The sequence below is a fragment of the Flagellimonas olearia genome, from assembly GCF_004150225.1.
GTDB lineage: Bacteria > Bacteroidota > Bacteroidia > Flavobacteriales > Flavobacteriaceae > Flagellimonas > Flagellimonas olearia.
In genome coordinates this window covers 79,089-96,725 of sequence record NZ_ML142913.1, presented here as the reverse complement: position 1 = coordinate 96,725, position 17,637 = coordinate 79,089, and the positions used below count along the sequence as shown (strand labels likewise).

At 44.9% G+C, this 17,637-nt stretch carries 13 protein-coding genes and 1 tRNA gene; 6 read left to right on the top strand and 8 right to left on the bottom strand.

Annotation, left to right across the window (positions count from 1 at the left end):
- Window positions 1–295: 295 nt before the first annotated feature.
- From DN53_RS14970 to DN53_RS14950, 5 genes are all read right to left on the bottom strand, one after another.
- Window positions 296–919, bottom strand: coding sequence for a JAB domain-containing protein (locus tag DN53_RS14970; RefSeq protein WP_129655538.1), 624 nt, complete (start codon window positions 917–919; stop codon window positions 296–298).
- Between the two features lie 51 nt (window positions 920–970).
- The gene (locus DN53_RS14965; protein WP_129655536.1) at window positions 971–1,480 is read right to left on the bottom strand and encodes a DUF4411 family protein; all 510 of its coding nucleotides are present in this window, start codon (window positions 1,478–1,480) and stop codon (window positions 971–973) included.
- Entirely contained in the window at window positions 1,480–2,655 is a 1,176-nt protein-coding gene (locus DN53_RS14960) for an XRE family transcriptional regulator (protein ID WP_129655534.1), read from the bottom strand. The genes DN53_RS14965 and DN53_RS14960 overlap by 1 nt, the downstream gene beginning before the upstream one ends.
- An 89-nt stretch (window positions 2,656–2,744) precedes the next feature.
- A complete protein-coding gene (gene polA, locus DN53_RS14955) occupies window positions 2,745–5,579 on the bottom strand; it encodes a DNA polymerase I (protein WP_129655532.1) in 2,835 nt (944 codons plus the stop codon).
- A gap of 190 nt (window positions 5,580–5,769) precedes the next feature.
- Window positions 5,770–6,765: an isoaspartyl peptidase/L-asparaginase family protein gene (locus DN53_RS14950; protein WP_129655530.1), complete on the bottom strand. Its 996-nt coding sequence runs from the start codon at window positions 6,763–6,765 to the stop codon at window positions 5,770–5,772.
- 38 nt (window positions 6,766–6,803) lie between these two features.
- Here DN53_RS14950 and DN53_RS14945 point away from each other — a divergent pair, with 38 nt between their 5' ends.
- The 4 genes from DN53_RS14945 (at window position 6,804) to DN53_RS14930 (ending at window position 10,137) form a co-directional block, all read left to right on the top strand.
- On the top strand, window positions 6,804–7,523 hold the full coding sequence (locus DN53_RS14945) for a copper homeostasis protein CutC (RefSeq protein ID WP_129655528.1): 720 nt from the start codon (window positions 6,804–6,806) through the stop codon (window positions 7,521–7,523).
- A 54-nt stretch (window positions 7,524–7,577) separates the two neighbouring features.
- A complete protein-coding gene (locus DN53_RS14940; protein WP_129655526.1) occupies window positions 7,578–8,810 on the top strand; it encodes a metallophosphoesterase in 1,233 nt (410 codons plus the stop codon).
- Between the two features lie 103 nt (window positions 8,811–8,913).
- Entirely contained in the window at window positions 8,914–9,705 is a 792-nt protein-coding gene (locus DN53_RS14935) for a glycoside hydrolase family 16 protein (RefSeq protein ID WP_129655524.1), read from the top strand.
- Window positions 9,706–9,840: 135 nt separating this feature from the next.
- Window positions 9,841–10,137: a thioredoxin family protein gene (locus DN53_RS14930; RefSeq protein WP_129655522.1), complete on the top strand. Its 297-nt coding sequence runs from the start codon at window positions 9,841–9,843 to the stop codon at window positions 10,135–10,137.
- Between the two features lie 37 nt (window positions 10,138–10,174).
- On the opposite strand, the gene DN53_RS14925 is transcribed toward DN53_RS14930, so the two are convergent.
- The gene (locus tag DN53_RS14925; protein WP_129655520.1) at window positions 10,175–13,507 is read right to left on the bottom strand and encodes a glycosyltransferase family 117 protein; all 3,333 of its coding nucleotides are present in this window, start codon (window positions 13,505–13,507) and stop codon (window positions 10,175–10,177) included.
- Between the two features lie 192 nt (window positions 13,508–13,699).
- On the opposite strand from DN53_RS14925, the gene DN53_RS14920 reads away from it, so the two are divergent.
- Window positions 13,700–13,771, top strand: a tRNA-Gln gene (locus DN53_RS14920).
- Window positions 13,772–13,827: 56 nt separating this feature from the next.
- On the opposite strand, the gene DN53_RS14915 is transcribed toward DN53_RS14920, so the two are convergent.
- A complete protein-coding gene (locus DN53_RS14915) occupies window positions 13,828–15,075 on the bottom strand; it encodes a BamG family beta-barrel-assembly machinery protein (RefSeq protein WP_242502165.1) in 1,248 nt (415 codons plus the stop codon).
- Window positions 15,065–16,396 carry a DUF4270 family protein gene (locus tag DN53_RS14910; protein WP_129655516.1) on the bottom strand — a complete coding sequence of 444 codons (1,332 nt, stop codon included), beginning with the start codon at window positions 16,394–16,396 and terminating at the stop codon, window positions 15,065–15,067. Before DN53_RS14910 ends, DN53_RS14915 begins: the two co-directional genes overlap by 11 nt.
- A gap of 223 nt (window positions 16,397–16,619) precedes the next feature.
- Between DN53_RS14910 and DN53_RS14905 the strand changes: the two genes are divergently transcribed.
- Window positions 16,620–17,615 carry a Kelch repeat-containing protein gene (locus DN53_RS14905; RefSeq protein ID WP_129655514.1) on the top strand — a complete coding sequence of 332 codons (996 nt, stop codon included), beginning with the start codon at window positions 16,620–16,622 and terminating at the stop codon, window positions 17,613–17,615.
- Window positions 17,616–17,637: the final 22 nt, after the last annotated feature.

The window sequence follows — 17,637 nt, the reverse complement described above, 5'->3', positions numbered from 1 at the left end:
TCTTTTTGCGTTCAACAAAAGGTATAAAATTGATGTATTATTATTGGAATGAGTCATAAATCAATCTAATGCCTATGCCACAAAGAGCTAAAGCTCCAATTAAAAATTCTAAAGTGAATGAGGCTGAAATATATCTTTTATTTTCCCTTTCCTTTAAGAATTGTTTTCTTTCATATCTGAACCAGATAATTGCGATTATTATCAAGAAAACACCAAGAAAAAATTTTAAGACACTTTCCATTGTTTTTAGATCAATGTTATTGGTTTTAAGTCTCTTTGGGGACTTTAATTTTAACTATTTCCGCTTCCCCCGCAACTTTTTCACTTCTTCCACGGTAAGGCCGGTGATTTCGGAAATGGTCTCCACGTCCATGCCCTTTGCCTTCATCTGCCGGGCTATCTCAATTTCCCGTTTTCGTTGGGCCATGGCTGCGGCCTCTTTTTTATAGCGTTCCTTGAGCACGTAGTTGGGCACGTACTGGGTGCTTTCGGCCAGTTCTTCCATTAGCCCCATGTTCTTAAAGCTCACGTAGCTCTCGGTGGTAATGATCAAGTGGTCCAGCACCTCGGTGTTCACAATAATGCCCACTTGTATAAGGCGGTCGGTAATGTCCTTGTCCACCTCGGTGGGCACCAGCTCGCCCGATGGGTGGTTGTGGCACAGAACGATCTTTACGGCCCTTTTCTGGAGCGCCAGGCTAAAGACCTCCATGGGTTCGGCCAGGGCGCGGTTCACCGTGCCCAGACTGATCAGCTCTATAAAGAGGATGCGGTTGTTGTTGGCCAGCCCGATCACCCAAAAGTGCTCGCGGTCCTGGTCTATCTTGTCCTCACGCAACAGAATGCGCTGCATGATGCCATAAATATCGAAAGCGTTGAGGATTTTGATCTTTTCGGCTTTGGTGAGTTTAATGTCCATGTTCTAAAGATAGCATTTTGTAGGATTTGGGTTTGGGGGAAGATTTGTGTTTTATCCAGATTGACAAATAAATTTTATGTTCATTTTCTTTATGAACTCGAAATCGTCAATCCAATCAACCTTCATGTTTTCGCAAACGTGAGGGATTTTGATCTTCGTTTGCTTTTTAAAGAAGTCCTTTGTCTCCTTAGTGACCACAATGGCTTTTTCTTTGATTGCGTGTGCAATTACCCAAGGGTCGGCTAAAGAGTGAATTCCATTGCTGGATACCAAGAATTTATGTTTCGGGTTTGACTCATAAATTTGTTTAAGGCAATGGGTGACCTGGCCATCAATTTTTTTGATTGGAATGTCACTCTTTTTGAGCCATTCAAAGAGATCGTCTTCTCCTTTTTTGATTTCTTCATAAACTAGTTCGGGGATGAAAATTATACCTCTTCGTCCTAGTTCGTTAAGTACATCCCAATAGGATGGACAAATTTCTGGAGAGTAATATTTCTGCCATGCCTGAATAAGAATGTTGGCATCTATACAATATACTGCTTTCTCGTTTTCGAACATCACGTAAGCAGTTTTTCAAATTTTGAGAATTTGTTTGTTTGTGTGTTCAGAAGGTTGCTGGCAATTGAAGGTTGCAAAGAGCCATTGTTGAAAGTGTCCATAACGATTCTTGTGAATAATTTACTGTTCTTGGCTAAGCGAAGTAAATAAGTGTCTGGCCCACCTTTTCTTTCTTTTTGTTTTTCTTTTTTGATTCTTTCCTTCTCTAAAAATTTTTCAAATTCCTTTTGGGCATCCAATTTTAACTCTTGATATTCTGTATTGGAGATTAGATTTAAGTTCAAAGCTCTGACCAAAAGAGCAAAAGAACTGATACCAAGTTCTTTTGCCTGCTTGAAGACTTTATTTTGAGACTCGAAAGTATCCTTGCCTAAATGCAGAACAATTTCTCTAGGCATTAAAGCACTGGCTGCAACTTGATTGCAGAATAATTCCACAGGATGGAATTTTGATTTTGGTTTGTCCGTGAAATCCATATCAGTCTCATTGGATATTCCTGATTTCGCTATCCATATATGTGCTAATTCATGGACTAAGGTAAAAAGCTGAGGAGCCTTCCAATTATTTTTTGAGTTGACAAAAACAAAAGGAGCAAACTTGTCTGCAATTGCAAACCCTTGTATTAAGTCATTGTTCAGTGTTAATTTTGAATGAAGATAACCTGCACGGGAAACAAATATTCCTGCCATTTCTGCTTTCTCAATCCATTCGTTTATAGGTGTTTTTTGATAGTTGGCAGGATTGATCTTGAGAGTGTTCAAGATGTTTTGCGCAATAACTTCTGGGTTATCGTTCATTGTGTATTTGCCCACAAAGGGCAGAACTTCTTCTCCAATTTCCTCATAGAGCTCACTGATCCAACTCTGTTTTTCTTGGATATCTCGAATAATGAACAAGGATGCCGTATCCAGTTCTAGGGAATCATTTCTGCGATAATCTTCCAAAGGATGGAAATCTTTAGGAACTTCTGGTAGGAATAAAAGAGAAAATGGCCTTCTAAAATACTTTGCTAAGATTTTTGCTTGTCTTATGGTAGGGAAATCATTTCCTTTTTCCCATGTCAAGTATCTTTCAGGCGATACGGAAGATTTTTTGGCAGCATTTTCCACAGAGATTTTTGCAGACTCTCTAGCCCATACTAAAACATCAGCCGTTATAAATGCTTTTTCTACCATTGCTTATAATTGCAAAATAATAATTTTTGGAGCTGATTGCCATGAGGTTATAAATGACAACTAAGACCCAATATACAAATTATTATAAATCAATGCGCCTCCAGCCAGTTCTCGCCCACACCCACTTCCACATCCAAGGGCACGGAGAGTTTATAGGCGTTTTCCATTTCGGCCTTGATGAGTTTTTTCATCTCGTCCAGTTCGGGCTTGTAGCAATCGAACACCAATTCATCGTGCACCTGCAACAACATCTTGGTCTTGTACTTTCCTTCGGAAAGCTTTTTGTGGATGTTGATCATGGCAATCTTGATGATGTCCGCCGCACTCCCCTGAATGGGCGCGTTCACGGCGTTTCGCTCCGCAGCGCCACGCACCACCTGGTTCCCGGCGTTAATGTCCTTTAAATAGCGTCTTCGGCCCAAAATGGTCTGCACATAGCCGTGGTCACGGGCAAAATCTATCTGCTCACTGATGTAGTTGCGCAGTTTGGGATAGGTCTTGTAATAGGTGTCTATGAGGTCCTTGGCCTCGGTACGGCTCAGGTCCGTTTGGTTGCTCAACCCAAAGGCCGATACCCCATAAATGATTCCAAAGTTCACCGTTTTGGCGTTGCTACGCTGTTCGCGGGTCACTTCCTCAATCGGCACATTGAATACCTTGGATGCCGTGGAGGCGTGGATATCCTCCCCATGCTTAAAGGCGGAGATCATGGTGTCCTCCTCGCTCAGGGCCGCAATGATGCGTAACTCTATCTGGGAGTAATCCGCGGCGAGCAATACGTAGTTTTCATCCCGTGGGATAAAGGCCTTGCGCACCTGCCTTCCCCGTTCGGTACGGATGGGGATGTTCTGCAGGTTGGGGTTGTTGCTGCTCAATCGACCTGTGGCGGCCACGGTCTGCATATAGTCCGTGTGTACGCGGCCCGTTTCTTTTTGCACTTCATTGGGCAGGGCGTCCACGTAGGTGCTTTTGAGTTTGGCCAGTCCGCGGTAGTCCAACACATTTTGGATGATCTCATGGTCCTTGGCCAGATAGGAGAGCACGTCCTCCGCGGTGGAGTACTGTCCCGTTTTGGTCTTTTTGGGTTTGTCCACCAGTTTCAGCTTGTCAAAAAGGATGTCACCCAACTGTTTGGGAGAGGCAATATTGAATTGCTCCCCGGCCTGCTCGTAGATGTTCTTTTCCAGTTCTGCAATGTCCGTCTCGAGGGCAGTGGAGAGGTCTTTTAGGTAGTCCTCATCCAGATTGATGCCTTCCCGTTCCATATCGGCCAAGACGCGGAGCAGGGGCACTTCAATGTCTTCGAACAGTTTGTCCGTATGGGCCTCTTTCAGTTCCGGGGCAAAGTGAAGTCCCAATTGAAAGGTGATGTCGGCATCCTCCACGGCATATTCCGTTTGTTTTTCCAAAGGCACCTGTCGCATGCTGAGCTGGTTCTTGCCCTTTTTGCCAATAAGCTCGGTTATGGAAACGGGCGTGTAGTTGAGGTAGGTCTCTGCCAGTACGTCCATGTTGTGCCGCATATCGGGGTTGATGAGGTAGTGCGCCAGCATGGTATCGAACAACTTGCCCTTGACCTCCACGCCATAATTCTGCATCACTTTGATGTCGTACTTGAGGTTTTGCCCCACCTTTTCAATGCTCTCCGATTCAAAGAAGGGACGCAATTTTTCAATGAGGGGCATGGCATCGTTTTTCCCTTCGGGAAAAGGGACGTAAAATCCCTTGCCGGGCGACCAGCTAAAGGCAATCCCCACCAGTTCGGCCTCCAAGGGGTTGATGGAGGTGGTCTCCGTATCAAAACAGACGGTGGGCTGTTTCAGGAGCATTTCCAAGAACAGTTCCATGCCCAATCCATGTTGCACGGTCTGATAAAAATGAGGCACATCGGCAACGGTCTTTCGGCCGCTATGGTCCTTGATGGTGGCCGCTGCCTCGGCGGGATCGCCCCCAAAAAGGGTAAATTGACCACTTCCGGCCACTTTGGCCTCCTGTTTGGCAGTTTCGGTGCTGGTCACGGGAGCGCTGGCCTCAACTTCCCCGGAGAATATTTTGATGAACTGTTCCTTCAACCTACGGAACTCAAGCTCCTCGAAGATTTCCTGTACTTTTTCGGAATCGGGCGGACACATTTCGTAGTCCTCGGCATGGAATTGCACATCGCAATCAATTTTGATTTCGGCCAATTGGCGTGACAAACGGCCGAGCTCGGCGTTTTCCTCCACTTTTTCTTTCATTTTGCCCTTGAGCTTATCCGTGTTGGCCAACAATCCTTCCAAGGAATCAAAGTCTTCCAAAAACTTCTTGGCGGTCTTGTCGCCCACACCGGGCAGTCCGGGAATATTGTCACTGGCATCACCCATCATTCCCAGATAATCGATTACCTGTTCCGGACGTTTCACGCCGAAGCGTTTTTGCACTTCGGGGATACCCCAGATTTCTATGCCGTTGCCCATTCGCGCTGGGCGGTACATAAAAATGTTCTCGCTCACCAATTGCCCAAAATCCTTGTCCGGGGTCACCATAAAGACCTTGTAATTCTCTTTTTCGGCCTGTTTGGCTATGGTCCCGATAAGGTCATCGGCCTCATATCCTTCCAACTCCACAATAGGAATCTTCATGGCCTTGAGGATATCCTGAATGTAAGGCACCGCAATGCGGATGGCGTCCGGAGTCTCGTCCCGGTTGGCCTTGTAATCCTCAAAAAGTTCGGTGCGCTCCACGCTGCCACCCTTGTCAAAAGCTACGGCCAAATGATCGGGCTGTTCACGTTTGATCACATCAAAAAGGGAGTTTACAAACCCCATGATGGCGGAGGTGTCCATTCCTTTGGAATTGATCCGCGGGTTTTTGATGAGGGCGTAATAACCCCTAAAGATCAGGGCGTAGGCGTCAAGTAGAAAAAGTCGTTTTTGTTCGGACATATTATTTTCAATGGTCAATTAACAATGTTCAGTAAGCAATTATCAATGAGCAATAATGCAATGATCAATTAGCAATAGGCAGTTTTTAAAAGTACGAATTGCGGTTTAATAGAAGCAAGAAACTGGAGCCAAGAGTCAAGACATCTTGAATCTAAAAGCGCAGCGGTCTTGTTTCTAAAGCACAGCGGTCTTATGTCTTGGAATAAAAACTGCTCACCTGCCTGTTCTCGTGGCCGTTTTCACTGTACTCGCGGTAGGTAAACCCGGGATGTACGCAATAGCCTCCCGTTTCCCCATTTTTGTTGATGGCCAGGAACCCGATCTGGAAATCCTTGCGGCCCTCATTTTTTTTCATGATGCGTTTTACACCCACCTCGCAGGCTTCTTGGGGGCTCATGCCTTGTCGCATCAATTCCACGATCAAAAAACTGCCCACGGTACGGATCACCTCTTCACCGACCCCGGTGGCCGTGGCGCCACCCACTTCATTGTCCACATACAATCCGGCACCAATAATGGGGGAGTCCCCCACTCGACCGGCCACCTTGTAGGCCATTCCACTGGTGGTACAGGCCCCGGCTATGTCCCCGTTGGCATCAATGGCCAACATCCCAATGGTATCGTGATTTTCTATATTGATAGTGGTCTCGTACTTTGAAGTTTTGAGCCATTCCTGATATTGTTTTCGGGTACTTTCGGTGAGTAAATCCTCTTTTTTGAAACCTTGTTCGTAGGCAAACTTTTCGGCACCCTTGCCCGCTAAAATAATATGGGGGGTTTCTTCCATTACTTTTCGGGCCACGGACACGGGATGTGCAATGTTCTGGAGGTAGACCACAGAACCGCAATTGCCATCCTTGTCCATGATACAGGCATCCAAGGTTACATTGCCGTCACGATCGGGGCGTCCTCCTTTTCCAACCGTTTCGTTGGTCACATCGGCTTCTTCTATCATGACACCCTGCTCCACGGCATCCAAAGCGGAGCCTCCGCTGTTCAATACTTCCCAGGCTTTGGCCGTGGCATTGCCAAAGTTCCAGGTGCATACCGCAATGGGTTTTACGGCTTGGATGGGAGGAACGGTTTCGGGGGTCTTATTTTCGTCTTTACATGAGGCCAATACGGGAACTGACAGCAATCCTGCAGTGGTAAGGCTTGAATTTTTAAGGAATTTTCGTCTTTGCATTGAAGGGTTGTTTATTTTTAGCTTTTAAAGATAGGAATATGCTTGTAGAAGTTTGTGCCAATTCGTTGGAATCGGCATTGAATGCCCAAAAAGCAAGGGCGGACCGTATTGAACTTTGTTCGGAACTAGGGGTTGGCGGAGTAACCCCATCCCACGGTCTGCTTGAGCTGGTCAAACAAAATCTACAGATACCTATCCATGTGCTCATCCGTCCCCGAAGTGCCCATTTTACCTATTCCGATGCTGAGTTTGAGGTGATGAAGGCGGATATTGTACAATGCAAGAAAGCGGGAGTACAGGGGATAGTCTCCGGTGTCCTTTTGAAAGATGGTACCTTGGATGTGGAACGGACCCAAGAACTGGTAAACTTGGCCAAACCGCTACATTTTACGTTTCACCGTGCCTTTGAATGGATACCCGATCCGCTTGTGGCTTTGGCTAAATTGGAAGCCATGGGCGTGGATACCGTTTTGACCTCGGGAGGAGAGACATCGGCCGAAAAAGGTATCAATCATCTTGAAGCATGGCAACAACAGACCTCGATGACCATCATGGCCGGGGGAGGAGTAGCTCCACAGAATGCGCCAATGTTCAAAGCAATAGGGCTGAGCGCCATACATTGTTCGGGAACTTCCTTTGGAAACCCCGTGGATCTTGAGGGGAAAATCAGCATGAATTCTTCCAAACATTTAGTTGAGGATGAGGTGGCGGTAACAAATGAGGCAGTTGTTCGTCGTATTGTTCAAGCCGTTAAATAAATCCAAAAACCCTATTTTTTAGAAGTTTAGCGATAATTTTGTAAAAAAAATTGCATGTCTCGTTTTATCCTATTGGGAGTTCTTTATATAGTCTTTGCCATGTATGGCTTTCAAGCGTTCAGGACGTTGTTTAAGAGTCCATGGATGCATTGGGCTTATGGAATTCTTTTTTTGGGCGCGCTGTTGTTCGTGGCCATCAAGATCATCACCTATGTGCCCGGTGATGGAATTCGTGGTGCTGTAGCAATGTCTGCCGGGATTTTTCTGGCGTTTTTTCTCTTGGCATTGGTTCTTGGATTTTTCCTTTTGGTTGAGGATGTGGTACGGTTAGTGGCCTTTGCCTACAATAAAGTGGTAGGTGAAGTGACGTCACAGGGAGGGCACTTTCCGTCCCGTAGAAAGTTTCTCAGTGGATTGGCCTTGGGATTGGCTTCCATTCCGTTTGGAGCTATGCTCTATGGCATGTACCGGGGCAAGTATAATTACCAAGTACTCAAATACGAGGTGGAGTTTGATGACCTCCCAGATGCTTTTGATGGATATCAGATTACCCAGATTTCAGATGTGCATAGCGGTAGCTTCGATAATTTTAGGAAAGTTTCCTATGGCATAGACTTGATCAATGCCCAGCAAAGTGACGTGATTTTCTTTACAGGTGATTTGGTGAACGACAGGACTTCTGAAATGGAACCTTGGAAAGAGGTCTTCTCCCGATTGGAAGCCAAGGATGGGAAGTTTTCCATCTTGGGTAACCATGATTATGGGGATTATACTTCTTGGGAATCCGAAGCGGCCAAAGCCCAAAACTTGGAAGATCTTAAGGTGATGCAAAAGGAAATGGGCTTTGATCTTATTCTGAATTCTAACCGCTATTTGGAAAAGGACGGCCAAAAAATAGCCCTATTGGGTGTAGAAAACTGGGGGCGCGGTGGTTTTAAAAAGGCTGGAGACCTCCAAATGGCCAAAGAAGGAGTGGATAAGAACGATTTTAAAATCCTGTTGAGCCATGACCCTTCCCATTGGGAAGATGTGGCCTTGCAGGATGACTATCATTATCATTTGACCTTAAGCGGGCATACCCACGGTATGCAGTTTGGTGTGGAGATTCCCGGGTGGATAAAGTGGAGCCCGGTGAAGTGGCGTTACAAATATTGGGCAGGACTGTACAAGGAAATGGGACAGTTTATCAACGTGAACCGCGGTTTTGGGTTTATAGGTTATCCCGGACGTTTTGGTATTTGGCCCGAGATTTCCGTTATCACCTTGAAGAAAAAGGCATTATCCTAAAGGCTTTTTTTAAAAACACTATTCTTTATTTTTTATAGTATTATCCAAACATCCGATTGAGGAATTGATGGGTTATCTTTAGGCAATCTCTAAACCAAAAGAAATGCCATTAAAGATTTTCAGGATTGCTGCCATTTTATTTCTAATTGTATTGTTTGGGTCGTTTTTAGGGTACAAACCATTCCAAAATTCCAAATTGGTCTGGGTAGAAAACTTTGACCAAAAATCCTTGGATACTACCAAATGGTCCAAGATCCCGAGGGGAGGAGCGGACTGGAATCGGCATATGAGTGATTATGACAGTTGTTATGCCCTTCGGGATGGGAAGTTGGTGCTAAAGGGAATCAACAATGCCTCTGTTGTTTCTGATACCTCCAAATACCTTACGGGAGGGGTGTATACCAAAGACAAGGTAGTGTTTGGTCTGGGGAGGCTGGAAATACGAGCCAAATTGAACAGTGCCACAGGGGCTTGGCCGGCATTTTGGCTATTGGGCCAAGGGAAGAAATACCCCGGTGGTGGGGAGATTGATATCATGGAGCACCTTAATTTTGATGACACGGTTTACCAAACGGTCCATTCCACGTATACGATCGATTTAAAGATCAAAGACAATCCAAAGCATTATGGTACCGCACCCATCAACAAAAATGGATATAATACCTATGCGGTTGAAAAGTACCAGGATAGTGTAGTGTTTTATGTAAACGACGAACGCACCTTTGCCTATCCTAGGATTGATACAGACCAACCGGAACAATTTCCCTATGCGGATGGAGACCATTATTTGCTTTTGGATATGCAATTGGGCGGTAGTTGGGTCGGTGAGGTGGAACCCTCCGAATTGCCTGTTGAAATGGAAATAGATTGGGTGCGGTTCTATACTTTTGAATAGCTCAGAACTTTCCTTGATACTATGGCTGAGAAAGGTTTAACTTGAATTTAACGAAGGTCAGCGGGCTAAAGCTTTGACTTGATGTAAAACTTTAACAATTTTTCTTACTTTTGGTTGGTAAACCAGAGAATACACATGTCTAAATTTGGTGAACTCATAGATTTAAAGGTTCCAGTGCTACTGGACTTTTATGCAGAATGGAACGAACAATCCACTTCCATGCACCCTGTATTGCGCGATGTGGCGGCAGCCCTCGGCGACAAGGGAAAAGTAGTCAAGATTGATGTGGACAAGAACAAAGAACTGTCACAAGCCCTTAGAATAAAGGGATTGCCCACATTGATGATCTACAAAAAAGGAGAGATGGTCTGGCGACAGAGCGGCGAACAAGATGCCAATACGCTCATCGGCATACTCAACGAATATATTTAATAAAAAAAGCGAGGTTTTTACCTCGCTTTTTTTATGGTTATTCCAATCCTGTGGAATCTTCTACAGGATTCAAAGTGTCCAACGGAATGGAGTCTTCCATGTCCGGATTAGGCTCTAGGGTCGGTTCCTCAAAAACATCTTCTTCATCACCCGCAAATTGGGAAAACTTGTCGATATACTCATTAAAAATGAGAGTTTCCGATTCGGCCAGTTCCTTGTCCTGGTTTTCAATAAGGATGTCAATGTTCCTTCTGTAGGCCTGCATATCGGCCAAGATATCATCCATTTTCCCATATTGTTCATCCAAGGGAATTCCGGCATAGTATTCCAATCGCTCTTGATAGATCTTTTTTAGTTTTTCAAATAGGGCCCTTGCCTTTTCGGTATCGCCCACTTTGTAATACCCATCCACAAAAGGTTCCACAAAGGCATAGAAACCATATTTGTCCACGGGCATATTGGTCATGGCGATTTCAATCACCTCACGGGCCTTGTCTATTTTGTTTTCCGCAATCAGGGTTTCCATCAATCGGGCCAGATTCCCTCTAAAGGAAAGACCTTGCGAACGGGTTTGTGGGTCGTGGTAGATTTTATCACTGCCGGAATTGCCCCAATCCCATTTCTTTACGATGTCAAACATCAAGTCAGTGTCAATACGTCCCATTTCAAAGGAATTTCGACTCTTGGTCTTGATGGGTACCAATTTGTACACCAGACCGTCCAGTTGAAGATAATCCTTCATCCAGATATATTCGGCACTGTCAAAGCTACCCCCGGAAAAATAGATGGGACGTTTCCAATCATTGTTGGCGATTAGGTCCAACATTAATATCCTGTTCTTGGGAAGGGCACTTTGCGGAAGGTCTATATCAATATAATCCAAAATCAGGGCAGAATCCTTTTCCTTGACAAGTCCGCTTTCCAAAACGTTCTTTTTGTTGACTGGGATACGGATTTTGTTGGTGGGATAGTATACAATGTCCAGTGTGCTTGCGGGGTATTGGCTAATATCCGCTCCGCGACTTTCCATAATATGTCTGTACTTGGTCTGGGGTTTGTCGCTACCTACCCAGTTCATGAAATCCTTGATGTTCCAACGGCTATCGGTGACATTTTGGTAGTAGATGGCGTCCCTGGATCCGTAGCGGTATTTATCATGGGTGAGCTGTGAAGGGATGGCCTCACTTTCGTAGGCTTTCCGTTTCATCTGGTCGATGTACCAATCGGTGGCAAAAAGACTGGTGTTCACTACCCGGACATCGGTTCGGTACTGCTCAATTTCCTGTACGTACCATAAAGGGAAAGTGTCGTTGTCGCCAATGGTGAACAGAATGGCCCCGGCATCTTCCTGACAAGAATCCAAATAGGCCTTGGCCGTGGATTGTGCCGTATATCGACCTGAACGGTCATGATCGTCCCAATTCTCCGCCGCCATCAAAAGGGGTACTCCCAATAAGCACAGGGATGTGATCAAAGGAGCCGCTATCTTGGCGGATAACATTTTTTTGAATTCTTCGAACAGCCCATACACGCCCAAACCTATCCAAATGCAAAAAATGTAGAAAGAACCTACGAGAGAATAGTCCCGTTCCCTAGGCTGAAAAATATATGGGTTGGTGTAGAACTGAATGGCCAGTCCGGTAAACATAAAAAATACGAACAGGACCCAAAAGTGTTTGGGGTTTCTTGAAATCTGAAATACAATACCAATAATTCCCAAAAGCAGGGGTAGGAAGAAGTAGGTGTTCCGCGCCTTGTTGTTCTTCCATTCGCTGGGAAGATTGTCCTGGCTTCCCAATTGAAGACTGTCCAAAAAGCCAATGCCACTGAGCCAATGTCCATTGTCATCATATCTTCCTTGGACATCATTTTGTTTGCCCACGAAGTTCCACATGAAATAGCGCATGTACATATATCCAAATTGGAATTCAAAAAGGTATCGTAGGTTTTGGCCCAGAGTTGGGGGTTCTACTTCTATATACTCCCCAAATTCACGTAAAAAGCGAATGTATTGTTCGGTATCCAGTTCGCCCTGGCCATATGCCGTTTTAAATTGACCTACCGCTTCGCGGAGGTCATTGTTGGAAATGTATTCGGACTTTATACGGAAATCCAGTGCGCCAAAATAGCGCATGTAATTTTCGGCATGCTGATCGCTCCACATCCTGGGCAAGAAGCCCACATGCTTTTCATTGGGACCCTGAAGGGCATTTTCGTAATGGTTTACAATGACATACTTGCCCAATTTAAGATCTTTCTCATATTTGGGGCTTTCATCCTTGTCTTCGCCCGCAGGGGCAAACGTGTCGGAGTAGTAGGCTCCATAAAACGGACTTTCCACACCGGGGTATTGCTCCCGGTTGTAATAGGCCAAAAGTGCCCTGGCATCTGCTGGATTGTTTTCGTTTACCACCGTTTTGGCGTTGGCGCGAATGGGCAACATCAACCAAGAGGAAAAACCAAGGAACATGAACATAAGGCATAGTACAATGATATTTCCTGCGTAGAAATGGTGTTTTCGCGTATATCGGAGCGCAAAATAGAAGGCCGCAATAAAAAGGATGGCCATGATGATAGTCCCGGAATTGAACGGTAGGCCCACTTCGTTGATAAAAAAGACCTCGCTCCATCCAAAGAGCTTGAGCACATAGGTGAGCGAGAATTTATAGACCAGTATCAAAACTCCGATAACGGCCATATTGGCCAAAAGAAAGTTCTTTGCGTTGGTCTGCTTGTATTTTTTGAAATAATAGAGCAATCCTATGGACGGAATGGCCAAAAAGCCCATGAATTGGATTCCAAAGGTTAACCCGATCAAAAAGCAGATAAGCAATAACCAACGATGACCTCTTGGATCGTCCAAGTTGTCAGTCCATTTTAATCCTAGCCAAAGTAGTAGGGCCATGATCAAACTGGCCATGGCATATACTTCGGTTTCCACCGCATTGAACCAAAAACTGTCCGAAAAAGTAAAGGCCAAGGCACCTACCAGTCCACTTCCCAAAATGGCAATGGCCTTGCTATTGGTGATGGGTTTGCCTTTGGCTACCATCTTTTTCACCAAATTGGTGATGGTCCAAAACATGAACAGTACGGTAAAGGCACTGGATACAATGGATACCGCATTGACCATCAGTGCAACCTTAGAGGTATCGCCAAAGGCGAACATGGCAAAAAAGGCTCCGATCATTTGCAGCAATGGGGCCCCTGGAGGGTGCCCCACTTGTAGTTTTGCTGAAGTGGAAATGTATTCCCCGGCGTCCCAAAAACTTCCAGTGGGTTCAACGGTTAGGGCATATACGATAAATGCTATGGTGAAAGAAACCCACCCAAGGATGGTGTCCCATTTTTTGAAGTCTTTTGCAAACATAATGGATGGTGCTTAACCAGATTGGGGCGAATTTAGTAAATATCGGAGAGACGATTGTCCATTTTTGGAAAAGCTTTAACAGCAGGATATGGAAAAATAGTTCGTAATCTTCCCAAAATATTTGTTGAAATAAAACTTTGTTTTAAATTTGCACGCTCAAAAGCTGAATCAAGTTCAGCTGAATATTGGTACTGGCCTATGGTGTAATTGGCAACACTACTGATTTTGGTTCAGTCATTCTAGGTTCGAGTCCTAGTAGGCCAACAAAAAAAACCTGCATTTACGTAATGCAGGTTTTTTTGTTTTGGTGAAAGAGGGGGCTAATTAATTTTCCTTTTTTTGAACCAAAGATCTTCAAGACTTAAATTCACCGTTAGTGTATGGTATTTTTCCCTTACCAATATATTTTGCACATACCCTTTGGAACTGTAGCCATACGATAAGTTTATCATAGAGTTGGAAAACACCCCAATAGGCAATCCCAGTCCTGCCGTAAAGGTGTAGCCATCTATCTTTTGGTTGTTAAGTGCCAAATACCCATTGTCATAGTTAAACCCTGCGCGATAACCAATCCTTTTCCAATATTTATAGGCCCTTTGGTTATTGAGATATTGCAAGCCAAAGGCATAGGTGTCCTGGTCCGTGTAGGTTCCAATATGCTCGGACTGATGGGTGGCATCCCAAAAGCTTTTGCGATAATCGGCCGTTAGGGTAAAAGAATCTTTGAGTTTGGCGCTTATTCCAAACCCCAATTCCATGGGGAGTTTAAAATCTGAAACATCATTGTCCGCTTCAGCATCCACAACAACGATCTCCTCGCCATCGAGGATCTTGGCCACCGTCCGTGTGAGATTTCCATTCAGGGTGACGGGCAGTTTCAAAACACCTCCCAAGGTAATATTTTGGCCAATATCCCAATGGGTGCCAAATCCGATTCGAAATCCACTATAATTGGTGGTTTCGGTGAGTTCCAAGTAGCTTCGGCTTATCACAAAGGATTCGGTTTCCTCTATATTTCCAAATAAGAATGAACCCGTAAATCCGAGCCGTAAGGATTCTGTAAGGCTATACCCCAAATTTATACTCAAGTCACTGAGCCCTCCAAGGCCATACACATTGCTCTCAAAAGATTCATTGGAGCCTTCAATATTGGAGGATAATCCCAGAAGGGAGTATCCAACATCACTGTAGGGAATCATGGTGACTCCGGCCCCAAGCCCCTCCGTGATTCGGAAAGCGAATGCCAAGTTGGAAAAATTAAGGGTTGTTTTGGATTCTCCGTCTCCTCGGTTGTTATAGTGGTTTAGTTCGCCCTTGATTCCAATGTCATAAAAAAAGGAGTTTTGCGGAACCAATGCAAAGTTTGCTGGGTTGAGATTGCTTATCCCGGTTTCCTGTTTGAGTCCAATTCCGCTATGCCCTAGACCGTTGGAGATACCAATACTGCTTTGGTTTATGGTTCCAAGACCGTAAAGGGAGTAGGGTGAACTGGTTAGACCTTCCGACTGTGAGAAGGTAATCTGGGCCATTAGGGCGGGGAGCAAAAGGATCCAAAATCTATTCTTCATCTTCATCATATATTGCGTAGGTTAGTTCCAGTAGGGTTCGAAAATCTGAATTGTCCATACCGTTTAGAACAAAGCGGTCCACTGTGGAGTCGTAGTTATTGGGTAATAGGATCAATGCCTCATTGGTTTCCCTTTCGGCCAGTAACAGCTGTTCTATGTAGCTGCCCAGTTGGATTTCATAATAGATTTCGTTGAATTCTTCTTTTTCTCTGTTGAGGATAGCTTGTACAGGGGATACTTCTTGATAAAACAATTGCTGTATCAGGTCATTGTTGCGGTCCACCACATAAACGGATAGGGTGTCGCGAAGTATGAGATTGTCGTCAAAGCTGCCCGGTTCGGGTTTTATTTTAAGAACAGCGTCCAATATGGTGCCCTGCCCCCTTATATCGTAAATGGTCTTGACGGTCGGAAACTGAATTCGGGCCGCTACCCCAACCCCGGATTGCACAAAACATCTATTGGCGGCTTCCGAACTGGAAAGTACGGACTCCTTATCCTGTAACATTTGGAGTTGTTCAATAGGATTTTCGGCCAAAATCTGGTTGAAAAAGGGGACAGGGGTAGTGCTAAGATCCAACTCAAAGTCGATGTTGTCCTGAACCCGTTCATCCTCTTCTGAAATGCCATAGTACAAACGCATAAAACTGGCACCGGTATCTTTGGAAAAACCAACTACAGAGCCATTGTCATTGTCTCCGGGAAGTATCCCAATACCTTTAAAGTAGTCTTTGAACTGGTCGGTATTGGTGATCAATTTTTCTTGAAGCCCGTTGAAGAGTTCCCTGCCGAGTTCATCGGAGATCTTAATGGCAATTGTGTCAGATTCCATGGGCCTTGGTTGATAGGAAAGTGCTCCCAGGTCCTCGTCAAGGTAAGATGCCTCTGCCGTGTTATAGAGCGCATCACCTTCATTGGGTCTAAGGGTCTTTGTCAATCGCTTTATGTGCAGGGTGCTGGTCTCAAGGGTATCATTGTAATAGTAGTTGTCCAGTTTCAGAAAAAGGACAATGCTGTCATATTCTGCCTCGCTGTCTATTGAGAATGAGTTTGGAATCAACCCCATATAGCTGGAGGCTTTGACCTTTCCAAAAATGGGGTCGGAATATTGTCCGACCAAAATCCGACTGGATTGACTGGTCTGGATGCTGTCAAATTTCATGGTGGAGGTTTCTATCGTCATGGTGTCGATTAAAACAACCCGCATATTGCTGTCGGAAAACGCCTCGCCTGCCAAGAAATCGGAAGAATTGTAATTTTCGGAAGTGCAGGAGGCCAACAGTAGAATGGAAGGGGTGATCATTCCCAATAATCTTCTCATAAATTTAGTTTTCACCAAAAGTATAAGCTGCAAAAGCCCTTAAAAATGGGAATAGACCAACTTGGATAATTATGGGACAAAGTCGTTGTTTTTTCTCTATAAAACTTTGGTCCGCGTTCGTCGATGTTTTTTTGGGGTTGAAAGGTTAAAACGCAGGGTTCATATATTCCCTTTCAACCAGAAAGGCCCTAAAATTACTTTTGGCAAAAATTAAATGGTTGACATGGACAAGATAGTACAAGTGACAAGTAAAGCGTTTGTTGTGATCCTTTCTGGGATGTTTCTTTTAAGTTGTTCCAACGATGAGGATGTTGAGGACTTGGGGAATTGGATAGATCGATCCGTATTTGATGGAAGCCCAAGAAGTGGGGCAGCCTCATTTGTAATTGATAATATGGGGTATATGGGAGTTGGCTATGACGGGGATGACTATCTCAACTCGTTTTGGGCCTATGATATTGAAGGCGATTATTGGTCCCAAAAAGCGGATTTTCCAGGGGTGCCCAGAAATGCTGCGGTAGGATTCGATATTGAAGGCAAAGGCTATATCGGTTCTGGCTATGATGGTGTAGACGAACTGAGTGATTTTTATTCTTATGACCCAACGACCAATAGCTGGACACAAATTGATTCGCTTCCCGGTATAAAGCGGAGGAGTGCGGTGGCATTTTCGGCCAACGGCTTTGGATATTTTGGTACCGGATATGATGGAGAGAACGATAGAAAGGATTTCTGGAAATATGATCCTTCTACGGATACCTGGACCGAGCTGGAAGGATTTGGTGGCGACAAAAGAAGGGCTGCCACTACATTCACGGTAAATGGAACTGTATATATGGGGACCGGGGTTTCCAATGGGGTATATCTGGACGACTTTTGGGCATTTGACCCGGATACCGAAGATTGGACCAAAAAAACAGATTTGGACGAGGAGGATGAATATACGATCACTAGAAGCAATGCTGTTGGTTTTGAATTGAATGGCTATGGTTACATTGCCTGTGGGGAACGAAGTGGTGCCACCATCAGCGTTTGGGAGTACGATGCGTCTTCCGATACCTGGGAATCCAAGACCAGTTTTGAAGGCTCCACTCGGCAAGATGCCATTGCCTTTTCCAATTCCACCAGAGCTTTTGTAGGGATGGGTAGAAATGGAACCCTTTATCTGGATGATTTGGACGAGTTCTTGCCATTTGAGGAATATGATGACGAGGATTGATCCGGATGGGAAGTGATAATGG